14 protein-coding genes and 1 pseudogene are annotated in these 13,596 nt (G+C 63.2%); 9 read left to right on the forward strand and 6 right to left on the reverse strand.

Translation table 11 applies throughout. The annotated features are described in order from the left end of the window. Positions 1-98: 98 nt before the first annotated feature. Both AB0O44_RS15590 and AB0O44_RS15595 read left to right on the forward strand, forming a co-directional pair. Positions 99-752 (forward strand): GntR family transcriptional regulator, encoded by a 654-nt coding sequence (locus tag AB0O44_RS15590; RefSeq protein ID WP_364138922.1) that lies wholly within the window; start codon positions 99-101, stop codon positions 750-752. Positions 753-1,102: 350 nt separating this feature from the next. Continuing rightward, positions 1,103-1,228 carry a hypothetical protein gene (locus AB0O44_RS15595; RefSeq protein WP_364138924.1) on the forward strand — a complete coding sequence of 42 codons (126 nt, stop codon included), beginning with the start codon at positions 1,103-1,105 and terminating at the stop codon, positions 1,226-1,228. A 42-nt stretch (positions 1,229-1,270) separates the two neighbouring features. Here AB0O44_RS15595 and AB0O44_RS15600 read toward each other — a convergent pair whose 3' ends face one another. Further along, the gene (locus tag AB0O44_RS15600) at positions 1,271-2,014 is read right to left on the reverse strand and encodes an FCD domain-containing protein (RefSeq protein ID WP_364138925.1); all 744 of its coding nucleotides are present in this window, start codon (positions 2,012-2,014) and stop codon (positions 1,271-1,273) included. Positions 2,015-2,086: 72 nt separating this feature from the next. After that, the gene (locus AB0O44_RS15605; RefSeq protein ID WP_364138926.1) at positions 2,087-3,826 is read right to left on the reverse strand and encodes an L-lactate permease; all 1,740 of its coding nucleotides are present in this window, start codon (positions 3,824-3,826) and stop codon (positions 2,087-2,089) included. A 189-nt stretch (positions 3,827-4,015) separates the two neighbouring features. Here AB0O44_RS15605 and AB0O44_RS15610 point away from each other — a divergent pair, with 189 nt between their 5' ends. From AB0O44_RS15610 to AB0O44_RS15625, 4 genes are all read left to right on the forward strand, one after another. Further along, positions 4,016-4,819 (forward strand): (Fe-S)-binding protein, encoded by an 804-nt coding sequence (locus tag AB0O44_RS15610; protein WP_364138928.1) that lies wholly within the window; start codon positions 4,016-4,018, stop codon positions 4,817-4,819. After that, positions 4,816-6,357, forward strand: coding sequence for a LutB/LldF family L-lactate oxidation iron-sulfur protein (locus AB0O44_RS15615; RefSeq protein WP_364138929.1), 1,542 nt, complete (start codon positions 4,816-4,818; stop codon positions 6,355-6,357). The genes AB0O44_RS15610 and AB0O44_RS15615 overlap by 4 nt, the downstream gene beginning before the upstream one ends. Further along, positions 6,354-6,986, forward strand: a complete 633-nt coding sequence (locus tag AB0O44_RS15620; protein WP_364138931.1) for a lactate utilization protein C — start codon at positions 6,354-6,356, stop codon at positions 6,984-6,986. Before AB0O44_RS15615 ends, AB0O44_RS15620 begins: the two co-directional genes overlap by 4 nt. A 74-nt stretch (positions 6,987-7,060) precedes the next feature. Then, on the forward strand, positions 7,061-7,348 hold the full coding sequence (locus tag AB0O44_RS15625) for a hypothetical protein (RefSeq protein ID WP_364138933.1): 288 nt from the start codon (positions 7,061-7,063) through the stop codon (positions 7,346-7,348). A gap of 795 nt (positions 7,349-8,143) precedes the next feature. On the opposite strand, the gene AB0O44_RS15630 is transcribed toward AB0O44_RS15625, so the two are convergent. The 3 genes and pseudogenes from AB0O44_RS15630 to AB0O44_RS15640 all read right to left on the reverse strand — a co-directional run bounded on the left by AB0O44_RS15630 (position 8,144) and on the right by AB0O44_RS15640 (position 9,963). Further along, positions 8,144-8,521 carry a hypothetical protein gene (locus tag AB0O44_RS15630; protein ID WP_364138935.1) on the reverse strand — a complete coding sequence of 126 codons (378 nt, stop codon included), beginning with the start codon at positions 8,519-8,521 and terminating at the stop codon, positions 8,144-8,146. Positions 8,522-8,753: 232 nt separating this feature from the next. Further along, positions 8,754-8,939: pseudogene (locus AB0O44_RS15635) on the reverse strand (DUF2188 domain-containing protein); the annotation flags it as partial. 217 nt (positions 8,940-9,156) lie between these two features. Then, complete coding sequence (locus AB0O44_RS15640; RefSeq protein ID WP_364138936.1) at positions 9,157-9,963, reverse strand: hypothetical protein; 807 nt, start codon at positions 9,961-9,963, stop codon at positions 9,157-9,159. Between the two features lie 392 nt (positions 9,964-10,355). Here AB0O44_RS15640 and AB0O44_RS15645 point away from each other — a divergent pair, with 392 nt between their 5' ends. From AB0O44_RS15645 to AB0O44_RS15655, 3 genes are all read left to right on the forward strand, one after another. Then, on the forward strand, positions 10,356-11,399 hold the full coding sequence (locus tag AB0O44_RS15645; protein ID WP_364138937.1) for a PDDEXK nuclease domain-containing protein: 1,044 nt from the start codon (positions 10,356-10,358) through the stop codon (positions 11,397-11,399). A gap of 156 nt (positions 11,400-11,555) precedes the next feature. After that, on the forward strand, positions 11,556-11,963 hold the full coding sequence (mscL, locus tag AB0O44_RS15650) for a large conductance mechanosensitive channel protein MscL (protein WP_364138939.1): 408 nt from the start codon (positions 11,556-11,558) through the stop codon (positions 11,961-11,963). A gap of 180 nt (positions 11,964-12,143) precedes the next feature. Next, positions 12,144-12,365, forward strand: coding sequence for a hypothetical protein (locus tag AB0O44_RS15655; RefSeq protein WP_364138940.1), 222 nt, complete (start codon positions 12,144-12,146; stop codon positions 12,363-12,365). A gap of 220 nt (positions 12,366-12,585) precedes the next feature. Here AB0O44_RS15655 and AB0O44_RS15660 read toward each other — a convergent pair whose 3' ends face one another. Beyond that, entirely contained in the window at positions 12,586-13,566 is a 981-nt protein-coding gene (locus AB0O44_RS15660) for a hypothetical protein (protein WP_364138942.1), read from the reverse strand. Between the last annotated feature and the right edge of the window lie 30 nt (positions 13,567-13,596).

Here is a 13,596-nt window from a genome sequence, read left to right on the forward strand (position 1 = left end):
CGAATCTGTAGAAAGTTGGGAGGCTTCGGAGTAGCCTGCGTCACACCAGTATGCAACCAATATATCGGTTGTGCAATGGGGTCGGTTAGAGTTGTTTCATGATGCAGCAGGGTAAGGCCGCGCAAGCCTACGAAGAGATTGAGCGGCTCATCGTCTTCCAGGAACTGGCACCTGGCTCGCTTGTCTCCGAGGCGGTCCTAATGGAAAAGACGGGCCTGGGACGGACTCCTGTCAGGGAGGCCCTTCAGCAGTTGGCCCGTAACCGGCTCGTTGAGATCCACCCGAACAAGGGTGTCCTCGTGCCGCCTGCATCCGTCGAAGCCCAGCTGCGCATGCTCGAACTCCGCCGCGTACTGGAAGCCCTGGCCGTGAGGCTGGCATGCCAAACTGCAACGAACAACGACAGCGAGGCCATGCAGGAAATGGTGCAACTTCTCGAGGCTGACCGATTCACACTCCGGCAGTACCTCGAAACGGTCAAGGAAACCCACCTGATGATCGTCAACGCAAGCCACAACGAGTACCTGGCCGATGCCATGGCGCCCCTTCAGGGCCTTTCACGCAGGTTTTGGATCACCCACGTTCGTGATGAACAAGCTGAAATTAGTCAGGGCTCAAGCCTCCACGCCCGCATCCTCCACGCAATTCTGGACCGCGACTCGGAGGGCGCCGAGAAGGCGAGCCACGCCCTCAACGACTACCTGGTGGAGTTCGCCTATCGGACGATCCACACCCGGGCCAGCGCTTCGTGACAGGATTTACCCAGGGCCTCTCGCCAGCCGGCGGGGAGCTGAACGGCGGTGCACGAATCCGTCCTTCGTGCCTAGCCGGCACTGCCCTGCCGTGGAGGTCGGTATAAGCCCCGGCGTCGCCGTCCTCTTCGACAAAAAGACAAGCGGTGAAACACTCAGCGTCACCGAGGGGGCTGCGTGGCATGTCATGTCCGGTCTCGGCCACGGCGAAGGACGTCTGATCACCACCTGTGCCTGCGCCGCCGTCGCCACACGGTCCAAGACCCCCTTGAGTATGTCAACAATTTCCATCTGACCCCGGAAGAGTCATTCCCGTTCATCTGGAGCAGGTCTCAGACCAGGACTTACAGGTGCTCGACAGCCAGATCCAACGCCAGTTTGACCACGAGATCGTGGCCGACGGCGAGCCCAATCCGGAAACAGAGTTCCGGCGGTACGAACTTGACGAAGAATTCGAGAGCCGAGATAAACGGTAACGACGGGTCGGGTCATCTTCTTGCGCCCGACTAGAGCGAGATTCAGGCGGCGGGCTGGGCCGTGACTTCGTGCGCCCGGGTGTAGAACCATTCGATGTGTTCGCGCAGGAGCCGGGCCGCGAGTTGGCCGTCGCGTGCCTTGACGGCGTCGAATATGCCGTGGTGCTGGGCCCGGAGCACGCAGACGACGTCGGGCCACGCATCCATGGCGTCCATCGCTCCCTTGACGTAGCCGACGATCGCGCCGCTGAGGGATTCCATCATGGTGGCCACCACGGCGTTTCCGGCCAGGGAGCTGAGCGTCACATGGAAGCGCGCGTCGAGTTCGTGGAAGGTGGGCCGGTCAATGCCGGGATCGTCCATGGCCTGGAGCAGCCGGGCTGCCTCCGCAAGCTCCTCCTCGCCACCGGGCCGGGCCGCCCCCGCGGTGGCCGTCCAGGTTTCGAGCAGGATGCGGGTCTGCACAATGTCCTCGACGGGAAGCCGGCTGCTGGCGACGTGCAGCCGCAGGGCCGACGACAGGCCGGCCGAGGGATTGGAGACGACGATGGCCCCCGAGGCGGGCCCGGATCCCACCGAGCTGCGCAGCACCCCCATGGCGTCAAGAACCCGGATGGCCTCCCGTACTGACGAGCGGGAGATCCCGTAGGTTTCAGCCAGCGTGCGTTCACCGGGAAGCCGGTCCCCGAGTTTGATCTTGCCCGAGCGGAGGTCCGCTTCAATGTCCTGCAGGAGCGCGTCGTGGGTGCGGCGGCGGGGGTTTGCTCCTGCTTCGGCGGCTGTCACGGGCACTTCCTTCGAGTAGCGGGAGTGCGGGCCGGACGCTGGTCCGCACTCCCCGTAGCGGCGCGGCGGACGCTAAGGCAGCATCCAGCCAAGGATCGGGGTGGACTGCAGGTAGGACAGGGTGCAAAGCACCAGCAGCAGAGCCACGCTCCATCCGACTACTTTACGCAGGATCACCGATTCCTGGCCTTCCAGGCTGACCGCGGACGCCGCAATGGCGAGGTTCTGGGGGCTGATCAACTTGCCCACCACGCCGCCGGAGGTGTTGCCGGCCACCAGGAGGTTCGGGTCAATGCCTGCCTTCAGCCCGGCCGTCTGCTGCAGCTTGGCGAACAGCGCATTGGCGGACGTGTCGGAACCGGTGACGGCGGTGCCGATCCAGCCCAGTACCGGGGAGAGGAATGCGAAGAAGGCTCCGGTGCCGGCCAGCCAGGTGCCGATGGAGACAGTCTGCCCGGAGAAGTTCATGACGTACGCGAGTGCCAGGACGGTGATGATGGTCAGCCCTGCCCAGCGCATCCGGTAGGTGGTGCGCCCGATCTCCTTGACGGCGTCCCCCACCGTGATGCTGTAGCGGCCGCCCTCGTTGTACTTCGAATACACAAACGCCACGATCAGGCCGGTGATCAGCAGCAGGGTGCCGGGGGTGGAGAGCCACTGGAACGAGTAGACGGTGGAGGACACGGGCTTCCCAGCGGCGTCGACCAGCGCGTCGTGGAGGATCGGCCACGGGATCTTCACATCGGTGGAGGCGAGGAATGCGGGCACGTTCACGCCCAGTTTCCACAGCTTCGCGATGCCGAAGACGACGATCACGAGGAAGTACGGGAAGAGGGCGAGCCAGGTGCGGGTCGGGGTCAAACGGTCTTCGGCAGCCTCGGCGGTGGTGACTGCCGCCGCCCTGCGTGAGCTGCCCCCTGCGGCGGCGACTGTCTTTTTCGCGTCCGCATTAGTGGCAACGCCGAGACGTTCGCGGGCGGCAACGCTGCCCTTGGGGGTCCAGACGCGGAAGAAGAGGACGGCCGCGCCGAGGCCGACGAGGGAGGCGACGATGTCGGTGAGCTCGTAGGAGAAGTAGTTCGAGCACAGGAACTGCGCGATGGCGAACGAGAGGCCGACCACCAGCGCGGCGGGCCAGCAATCCTTGATGCCCTTGCGGCCGTCGAGGATGAAGAGCAGGATCAGCGGCACGATGGTCGCCAGCAGCGGCGCTTGGCGGCCGACGATGGAGGCGATGTCCGTCGCGTGCAGTCCGGTGAGGCCGGCGGCGGTGGTGACCGGGATGGCCATGGCGCCGAACGCGACTGGTGCGGTGTTGGCAACCAGGACGGCCGCGGCGGCGCGCAGTGGCGGCAGGCCGAGCGCGAGCAGCATCGTGGCGGTGATGGCTACTGGTGCGCCGAACCCTGCCAGAGCCTCAAGCAGCCCGCCGAAGCAGAACGCAATCAGCACGGCCTGCAGGCGCACATCACCCTTGCCGATCACGTCGAACACCCGGCGCAGGTCCTCGAAGCGTCCGCTCAGCACCGTTACCTGATAGAGCCAGACGGCCATGATCACGATCCACAGAACGGGGAAGGCGCCGAAAACCCCGCCCTGGGTTGCGGAGAGAAGCGCCAGGCCGGCCGGCATCTGGAAGGCCACGATGCCCACGACGAGCGCCACCAGGAGGGCGAACGCCCCCGCGACATGGGCCCTGGTCTTGACGACGGCGAGCAGGATAAAGAAGGTCAGGAGCGGCAGCAGGGCCACCAGGGCCGACCACATGACGCTGTTAAGCACCGGGTCGGTGCTGGGAGTGAAAGTGTCCACGCGAGTTCCTCCACGTTGAGAGACGACGGGTCTATGGTCGGACCACTGTGGTCGGACCATCAGAGTGTAGCGCATAGTTTGCCATTGCGTGTGACCGGGTTCACTTTATAAAAGTGTTTGAAGGTGGCGGGCGTCACGTGCTGTACTATGGTCAGACCACATCATCCTAGGCTCCTCGAAAGGGCTGTCATGAGAATCGCCTTATTCGCCACGTGCATTGTGGATGCGATGTATCCGGCCACGGCCCAGGCCACCGTGAAGATTCTGGAGCGGCTGGGACACGAAGTGCTGTTCCCCGCCGGGCAGGCCTGCTGCGGGCAGATGCACGTCAACAGCGGGTACCTCAAAGAAGCGGTTCCGGTGGTGGCCAACCACGTCGCGGCCTTCGACACCGGGGATTACGACGTCGCCGTCGCACCTTCGGGATCCTGCGTCGCCTCCGTCAAGCACCAGCATCCCATGGTGGCCCGCTCCTGCGGCGACAAATCCCTGGAAGCCCGTGCCAACGCCGTCGGCGCCAAGACGTACGAACTCTCCGAACTGCTGGTCGACGTCCTGGGGGTGACCGACGCCGGCGCCCAGCTCGGCTCGTATTTCCCGCACCGCGTCACGTACCACCCCAGCTGCCACGGCATGCGCCTGCTCCGGCTTGGGGACCGGCAGTCCCGGCTGCTGGCCAGCGTGAAGGGAATCGACCTGGCGGAACTGCCGGAAGCTGACCAGTGCTGCGGCTTCGGCGGCACGTTTTCGATGAAGAACGCTGATGTCTCCTCCGCGATGCTTGAGGGCAAGACGGCCAACATCACTGCCACCGGCGCCACACTGTGCGCCGGCGGGGACGCGTCCTGCCTCATGCACATTGGCGGCGGTCTGTCCCGCCAGGGCAGCGCCGTCACTACCCTCCACCTTGCCGAAATCCTCGCCAGCACCGAAGATGCCCCCGCGGCCGTCACCGGCGACGTCCTCGTCTCCACCGGAAAGGCCACACGATGAGCACCTTCCTCGGCATGCCCGCCCTGCCCGCTTACGGCACGGGCAACCTGCACGCGTCCCAGTCCTTCCCGAAGGCGGCACACCGTGAGCTCGGCAACGCCCAGCTTCGCGCCAACCTCGGCCACGCCACCCACACCATCCGTGACAAGCGGCTGAAAATGGTCTCCGAGCTGCCCGACTGGGAACAGCTGCGCGACGCCGGATCCGCCGTCAAGGAATCCGTGATGGCCCGGCTGCCCGAACTCCTGGAACAGTTCGAGGCGAACTTCACGGCACGCGGCGGCGTCGTCCACTGGGCCCGCGACGCGGACGAAGCCAACGCCATCGTCGCCGGACTGATCCGGGACACCGGGGAAACCGACGTCGTCAAGGTCAAGTCCATGGCGACGCAGGAAATCGGCCTCAACGAATACCTCGAAGAGCAGGGAATCGCCGCCTTCGAGACGGACCTCGCGGAGCTGATCGTCCAGCTGGACCACGACAAGCCCAGCCACATCCTGGTCCCGGCCATCCACAAAAACCGCACCGAGGTCCGCGACATCTTCCTGCGCGAAATGGAAGGCGTGGACCCGGACCTCACCAACGAACCGGCCCGCCTCGCCGCAGCCGCCCGGTCACACCTGCGGCGCAAATTCCTCACCGCCAAGGTGGCCGTCTCCGGCGCCAACTTCGCCCTCGCCGACTCCGGCACCCTCGCCGTCGTCGAATCCGAAGGCAACGGCCGAATGTGCCTGACCCTGCCGGAGACCCTCATCACCGTGATGGGTGTGGAGAAGCTACTGCCCACCTGGCAGGACCTCGAAGTGTTCATGCAGCTGCTCCCGCGCTCCTCCACCGGCGAGCGGATGAACCCCTACACCTCGCTCTGGACCGGCGTCACGGAAGGCGACGGGCCGCAGAACATGCACCTGGTCCTGCTGGACAACGGCCGCAGCGCCGCCCTGGCAGACGAAATGGGGCGCTCCGCCCTGCACTGCATCCGGTGCAGCGCGTGCATGAACGTCTGCCCCGTCTACGAGCGCACCGGCGGGCACGCCTACGGCTCCACCTATCCCGGCCCGATCGGCGCCATTCTCTCCCCGCTGATGACCGGCATCCAGGCGGAAGAGAACAACTCGCTGCCCTACGCGTCCTCGCTGTGCGGGGCCTGCTATGACGCCTGCCCGGTGAAAATCAACATCCCCGACATCCTGGTCCACCTGCGCAGCGTCGATGTGGACAGCCAACGCGGGAAGAAGAAGCTCCCCACCCAGATGGACGCGGGCATGAAGGCCGCATCCTGGGCGCTGTCCTCCGGCAAACGGCTCGGACTGCTCGAAAAGGGGCTGCCGCTGGGACGCCTCGCCGCAGGCCCCGACAAGAAGATCAAAAAACTGCCCGGCATCGCCGCCGGGTGGACGCAAAGCAGGGACATCCCGGCGCCGCCCTCCCAGTCGTTCCGCGACTGGTGGGCCAAACAACACCAGAGACCAGACTCCGCCGGCGGCCCCTTCGTGGCCCAGGAGACACCCGCACAGAACAAGGAATCCCAGCCATGAGCGCACGCGAGGACATTCTCGGCCGGATCCGCACAGCCCTGCAGGACAACCCCGATGCACCCCCGGTTCCGCGGCTGTACCGGTCAACGTCCGGGCTGGACCAGGCAGCGCTGATCGAGCTCCTGGAGGACCGCCTTATTGACTACAAAGCGCAGGTGGCGGTGGTTGACGCCGCCGACGTGCCGGCACAAATCGCGGAACTCCTCGCCGATGCCCGGAGCTACGTCGTTCCCGCCGGGTTCGACACCGGCTGGCTGACCCACCTCGAACTTGATCGCGACAGCCGGCGCCGTACCGATTCCGCCGCCACACCGCTGAGCGTCTCTGAACTCGATGGCATTGACGCGGTCGTCACCGGCAGCGCCATCTCCGTCGCCGAAACCGGCACCATCATCCTGGACGGCAGCCCCAACCAGGGCCGCCGCGCGATCAGCCTCATCCCGGACCATCACATCTGCATCGTGAAGGCCACCGACATCGCCGGCATCCTGCCCGAGGCCCTCCGCCGGATCGACGGCACCCGCCCGCTCACCATGATCAGCGGCCCCAGCGCCACCAGCGACATCGAACTCGAACGCGTCGAGGGCGTCCACGGGCCGCGGAAGCTCGACGTCATCATCGCCCGCTGAACCGGCGCGCCGCTAAAAGTTCAAAAACCCAGGAACACAACTGCGTCCTCACCGCTGAACGAAAAGGAACGCCCATGACCCACTACCGCCAGGACGACTGGAAGCACCTCCTGGGGGCATTCGTGGAAATCAGGAAAGACGGCGCACTCGTCCGCAAGGGGCTCGTCGACGCGGTCATGCCAGATTCCTCAGCTCTCTGGATCGCCGCCGAAGGGCTCTCCAGCCGCGGCCTGATCGACGCCGCAGAGGGCTACGAAGTGTGGGTGGAGCCCCGGCAGCTCGAAGGAAGAGCCGCGTATCGGATGACCGCGTCCGCATTGCGCCTCCGCGAAACATCGCAGGCTCCCGGCTGCGCCGCCTAGGCCACCATCAGCGACACCCGCAGCGAACCCGACGGCAACAAGAATGACACAAGTCTCCCTTCGGGGAACCGTCGACAGACGGACCCCTCTTCGGCAGGTTTAGACGGCATTTCAGACCCTTCCGTATGAGTGGTTTAAGCGCCGATAGTGGACCTTATGTAAGTTCGATCCAATCAGGCCCTGTCTTTAGTTTCGTCTCCTCAAGGCAGGCTAAAGAAGGATGTGGGATTAGAAGTCGATAAGTCTTGTCTATAGGCCCCCAAAGTTCGATAGTTAGGTACCGCGTGGAACAATCCGCGCGTCACAATGGGGGAAATATGAAAAAGAGATCCTTTTATGCGGCTCTGATCAGCCTGGTCTTGACGTGCCTAGGTTTGGCCGCGGCCGCTCCCGCACAGGCGGTTGTCGTCGGACTGTGTACCATTACTGCCCAGAACCCTCATGGGTCTACCCATGTTGCAGGTACAGTCAACACGGTGGGGACAGTTTCCTGCTCCATGACGATGACCGAAATTTATATACAGACGACGCTCGAAAAGAGCAATGGACAGTACTGGTCCGGCAACGTCAGAGACTACTTCAATAGCAGCTACGAGATGAGTAATGCGGCTACTTCCTGCAGCCAGGGGCCAGACTCATTTCGTACGCGGGTTTCCTACGTCATCCAGGCCCCTCCTGGCGTTAATCCACGCTACACAGCGAACACAATTTACTCTCCATAGATCGGTGTCGCATGCGGAGTAACTCTCGCCGCTAACCCACCCAGCGAAACCATCGAGCGCGTCCAGATACCGGTCAAATAGTGCTGTCGGGAGAAGCCGCAGGAGGTATCGCCTGCGGCTTCTCCTCGTAAAAGTAAACGGTCTCGGTGGTAGAATCCTCGTCACCCGGAGCGCCGAATACTCGCGTCATTCTAGGCACGACGTCGACCCCCCCGCTGCGATTAATCTTCTGCTCGGACCATTTCAGGAAGACTTCAACCGGCCGACCCGCCGCTTCGCGCTGCGCCCATCCAACGGCTTCCAAAACATCCTCAGCGTCGCGGGCATCCCATTCGTCCACCAACCACGAGAATTTAGCCATCGAAGGCGCGGTCCACACGCGAATACGATATTCGGCGGGACGCTCCTCTTCGCCGATTGACTCATTTGATCCAGCCGGCGTGATGTCCATAGGAAGACTCTAGTCTGGATCGCAAACGATCAAAAGGGATCACTTCTCGCAACTTATGTCTGCTTGAGCTGGGGAATCGTAATCAAGAGGCCCTAACCGGCGCGTGCCGATAACCGACGTTCCGTAAAGCTGGGGAGCTCCAGGGAGTAGTGGCCAGCGCGAGTTCGACGCTGCTTCTTTACCCCGGCGCCGTGGGCTTGAGGCCCCCGCACTGCGGCGGGGACCTCAAGCTCTATCCAGGCGTATTGCGTGGGTCATTGCCAGGAGCAATGGTGTCCTTTGCCCTGATCTTCTTGTCCTTGCCGTGGATGTTTAGTTCTCCACCTCCGGAACGGGACAGGTAACCACGAGCCGCATCAATTGCCGCAGACTGGGTATCGTGAACAGAGGAGGCACGGGATGAGCCCTCGCGCTCAGCCTTCCATCCGTCTTAACCCGGAACGACGTGGTAGGAATTTCGTTCAGCCATGTAAATCACCCCCAGACTTTTGCTGATGGAGGCAACGTACCAAAGGTGCCCGACATTTTGGTGGGCGGAGTCCCGGGTTTGGTCATTCGCCGGGCGCCAAGGATGGAAAGGTAACTTTCCGAACGGGCTTCCGAGGCGCAGCTAGCGGATCCCTGTAGGCGATTTGCTACCGAGTATCCCCAGGAAAGTCATGCACAGCTTCTCGAGCCAAGGCAGCGGGACCTGATGCCGGTCCCGTGTCGCCCTCGAGCTTGGCAAGGCGGTCCGCGATCCGGCTCCCGCTGCGGCGGGATTTGCGGCATTTGGCCAGCCAGCGCTTCAGCACCGCGATCTCCTCGTCCCGCTGGCGGAGCTTGCGGTGGACGATGGCGGCTTGCTCTGTGTACCAGGGCGCCGGCTCCCGACTGCCGGCATCGCCTTCGGCGGCCTCGATCGCTTTGTAGCAAAGGGCAAGGGCTTCCTCCAACCGGTCCTCGCGTTTCAGCTGCTTGATCGGCTCGACGAGCTCAAGGTAGTGGACGCCGTCCACTATTCCCCGCTTGAACTGGGCGGCCCGCGCCCCGCCGCCTTCCAGGGCCTCCCGCACCATCTCCGACCGGCCGAGGTGGGCATTGTTGATTCGTTCCCTGGACGTCAATGCTGGGGGATTCCATTCCGTGTGCGGCCATTCCGGCTCACCGTCACCTAGCCAAACATATGCCTTGGCCAGCAGTTTCTGCTCCCGCAGTACGTGGAGCTGGTAGCGAACCGGCACGCTGGCGCCGATCGGCAACGAGAGGTCCTTCGTTGCATAGGAGGGCAGGCAACCGACCTTCTCCCCGTCAACGATCACAGCCACGGCCTGTGGGTCCACGTGGTTTTCCGGTTCCCGCTGGAGCTGAGCCTCGCCCTCGAAGTAGCCACGCCCCTTGAAGCCCTTCCGGTCGGCAAGGGCAGCGACGGATTCCTTGGCGAAGGTCGTCGTGCCGGCCACCTCGACGCAAGGACTGTAGGTGATAGAAAGAGTCAGCTTCAGCGGGGTCCCGCGGTCTTCAGAATTCTTTTGAGGTGTTCGAGCCCGTTCCGGTGCCGTGCTCCTGCTTATTGCCTGTCGCAGCAATCGACCTATCCCCACTGGCGTCTCCCTCGAATGTCCATAGCGGATCGTGCCGCCGGCCTGACTGTAGCAACGACGGCGAAGGTTCGGGCTCCGACGGGGGTCCTCATACGCCCGGACCGTACGAGGTGGGTCGTCCCGGACGCGTTGGTCAGATGGAGCTTGCGGGAAGCGACTCGCTCAGCTGACCGCAAGCATCAGCCCGGTGGGCTTCTGCCGGCAAATGCGCCACAGCCTGTGGCACATTTGCCGGCGGATAGGGTTGAGGCATGGTGTCTCCGGAAATCGATCTGCCCGCGAACTATGTGGACTTGCTGGAGGCTCTGAAAGCCCGCATTGCCGGGGCAAGGGTTCAGGCGCAGCGGACCGTGAACGCTCTGGTCATCGAGCTTTATTGGTCACTGGGCAGGGACATCATCGCCCGGCAGGAAGCCCAGGGATGGGGAAGCGGAGTCGTTCGGCGGCTTGCCGATGATCTCGCTGCGGCGTTCCCTGATATGAAGGGCCTCTCGTATCGGAACCTGCAGTACATGACCGCGATGGTCCGGGCTTGGGGGAGCACCGAAGATGTGCCACAGCCTGTGGCACATTTGCCCTGGGGTCATATCCGCACGATTTTGGACAAGGCAGCCACCAGCGAGGAACGCGACTGGTATGCAGCCGCAGCCGTTGAGTACGGCTGGTCTAGGAACGTGCTGCTCAACATGATGATGAACCGTTCGATGGAACGCTCCGGCTCGGCGCCATCGAACTTCGACCGGCAGCTCGCCGCTCCTGACTCGGAGCTTGCCCAGCAGATGGCGAAGGATCCCTACAACTTCGAGTTCCTTGGCCTCTCCGGCCAGGTCGCCGAGCGCGGTCTCGAGAATGCGCTGACAAGTCGAATCACCGAAACGCTCCGCGAGCTGGGCCCTGGCTTCTCATTTGTAGGTCGCCAGATACCCTTCGACGTCGACGGTGACGAGTTTTACGTCGATCTGCTCTTCTTCCACATCGAGCAGCTCCGCTACGTCGTGGTTGAGCTGAAGACGGGCAAATTCAAGCCCGAGTACGCCGGAAAGATCAACTTCTACGTTGCCCTGGTGGACGACATGCTCCGTCGAGACCATCACAACGAAACGGTCGGCATTTTGATCTGCGGGACAAAGAACGACCGCAGCGTTCGCTACAGCCTCGGCCGGGCGACCTCGCCCATGGCCGTGGCCGCCTACACCTACGACAAGCTCCCGGCAGCGGAACAACAGGCGCTGCCCAACGAAGGACACCTCGTCGCAGCCCTCGAATGGGCCGAACCCGACACCGCAGAAGCATAGTCGGGAAACCCTTCTAAAGCTTCTCCCCCAAGCATTTTCATGCGCCGATAATGAAGATTATGTCAACTGGTCTCATTCCGTAATGCAGTCTAAACGTTTATTGAAAATGTTGTGGCGTGGGCTGTAATGACGCCCCGTTGGGTGTACTTTGACCCCATGCTGACAGGATTCAAGAATTTCATTATGAAGGGCAACGTCGTTGACCTTGCCGTCGCTGTTGTGATTGGTGCCGCCTTCGGCGGTGTGGTCACCGCTCTAGTCCAAAGCGTTCTCATGCCGTTCATCGCGGCTCTGGTCGGATCTCCGAACTTTGATAGCTTCGCCGTCGTGACCCTCAACGGAAACGACATCAAGTTCGGTGTCCTGCTCACCGCGATCGTTAACTTCGTGCTTGTGGCCGCAGCCATTTACTTCGTTATCGTCGCGCCCATGAACCACATGATCGAGCGCCGCAACCGGCGTCTCGGTATCAACCCGGACGTTAAGGAGGAAGCTGCCGAGGACCCCCAAATTGCCCTGCTCACGGAAATCCGCGATTCCCTACGGCAAGACCGCAGGTCCTAAGCAAAACGGGACCAAAACCCCGCTGTCGGACCCACACGGGGATCAAAGGTTCTGCAGGCTCACGATCTACTGCCCGACACTGCGATAGCGTTCTCTCAGCGCCCTAAGAATGAGTCTTGGCGCGCCTACGGTCGCACGTTGGCTGTGCTTGTTTTCCGTCATCGATGAAAGGACATTGAAGTGGCTGTTTCGATTGAATTGGGCAAGGCATTGGACAAGGCCTACGAGAACTCCACTCTGGAAGAGGTCTTGTCGGCTCCGCCCTCGGCACTTGCCGGCCTGACCGAAAAGCACGACGAACTGCTTGCCGGTATGGGCATCAAAACCATCCGCGATCTGGGAAGCAACAAATACTTCGCTACAGCCGGTGTACTGGTCGCGCTCTCCGGCAAGGTCGGCTGACCCGTCAGGAAGACCGCCCCAGCAAAGAGCGGAATTTGCCTGCTACCCGTTGACCCACTCTCCGGCGGGACGTAATTTGAAGGGGATCGCCCGGCTCAACCACTGGGCATCACCTCCTGAGCCGCCCCGCGCATGACGCCAGCCCCCTGGCTAGCGCGGGGCGGTTCCTCGTGTCGGCTGAGTTCTCACAGCCCGCGCACAGGACAGCTGAGGCGGTCGCCTATCTGGTGATACCGCCTCTGGTTCTTTCTGCACCGAGGCCTGCCCCGTTTCGGGTCTTTCGGGCCTTGATGGCCCCCTTGCCCGTCACCGCTGCGCTTGGGTGCGTGCCCCCGCTGCGGGCTGCCACTAGCCGGCCTCGTATCTGGGTTTCGCTCGCCCCAGTGCTCTCCAGGGAGTCCGCGAACTTTCCCAAGTGCTGAGCTGATCCGTATCCGACGGCCGACGCGCTTTCTGCCTTCAGCCCCTGGAACTGGTCGACGTCTGGGCCGTTAATTCCGTCTCTCCCGATGAGGTAGAGACGTTCCTTCACAGTGGCGTCTGCGGCTTCTACCGCTGCGGGGGTTTTGGCTGCGTGGGCGGTCTGCAGGGCGGCCGAGAGTTCGGGGGTGGCAAGGTATTCGACGGGGACCTGGTGGCGTTCCATTTCCGGGGCGAGCACAGCGGCTTGGGCGCGGAGGTCTTCGATACTGGCTGCGGCGAGGAGGCTCATGGCCTTCTCGTGCTCGGCGGCGGCAGCCCGGGCTTCTTCCTGGCTGCGCGCAAGAGCGTCCTGCCGCGTGCTGTCGGTAGCGGCGCTCTGAAGCCCGACCTCGAGGGAAGCGGCGTTCATTGCGACGTCGCTGGTGTCAATGCCGTACCGGTTGAGAACTTCCTCCCGGATCTTCTCCGCGGCCGCCAAGGCCGCGGGGTCGTGGTTCTTCCACGCCTCGGCCGTTGTGTAAGCCGTGGCGATGTCCCGTGGCTGGGCTTTGTCCCACCATTGGTCTTTTTTGACCGGGGCAAGGGCTGCGCGTGCTGCGCTGCGCTCGGCTGTGAGCCGGGCGTTCGCCTCATAGGCCGCCTGCGTGGCGGCGTGTTCTTCCCGACGCTGGGATTCCTGCCGGCGGCGGGCCAGCGTTTCGGCAATGCGGGAGCCGATCATCAGCGACTGACGCAGGCCGCCGTCCACAAGGTCATCCATTCCGTCCGAGTCACTCATCGGCTTCCCCTTTGCACTAGTGGTGTTCGT

It is taken from the genome of Arthrobacter sp. NPDC080082 (assembly GCF_040686595.1).
Taxonomy (GTDB): Bacteria; Actinomycetota; Actinomycetes; order Actinomycetales; family Micrococcaceae; genus Arthrobacter.

Excerpts from the sequence above, each read along its gene's own strand:
- AB0O44_RS15590 (WP_364138922.1), top strand. The coding sequence starts at position 99 with ATGATGCAGCAGGGTAAGGCCGCGCAAGCCTACGAAGAGATTGAGCGG.
- AB0O44_RS15610 (WP_364138928.1), top strand. The coding sequence starts at position 4,016 with ATGAGAATCGCCTTATTCGCCACGTGCATTGTGGATGCGATGTATCCG.
- AB0O44_RS15615 (WP_364138929.1), top strand. The coding sequence starts at position 4,816 with ATGAGCACCTTCCTCGGCATGCCCGCCCTGCCCGCTTACGGCACGGGC.
- AB0O44_RS15620 (WP_364138931.1), top strand. The coding sequence starts at position 6,354 with ATGAGCGCACGCGAGGACATTCTCGGCCGGATCCGCACAGCCCTGCAG.
- AB0O44_RS15625 (WP_364138933.1), top strand. The coding sequence starts at position 7,061 with ATGACCCACTACCGCCAGGACGACTGGAAGCACCTCCTGGGGGCATTC.
- AB0O44_RS15630 (WP_364138935.1), bottom strand. The coding sequence starts at position 8,521 with ATGGACATCACGCCGGCTGGATCAAATGAGTCAATCGGCGAAGAGGAG.
- AB0O44_RS15645 (WP_364138937.1), top strand. The coding sequence starts at position 10,356 with ATGGTGTCTCCGGAAATCGATCTGCCCGCGAACTATGTGGACTTGCTG.
- mscL (WP_364138939.1), top strand. The coding sequence starts at position 11,556 with ATGCTGACAGGATTCAAGAATTTCATTATGAAGGGCAACGTCGTTGAC.
- AB0O44_RS15660 (WP_364138942.1), bottom strand. The coding sequence starts at position 13,566 with ATGAGTGACTCGGACGGAATGGATGACCTTGTGGACGGCGGCCTGCGT.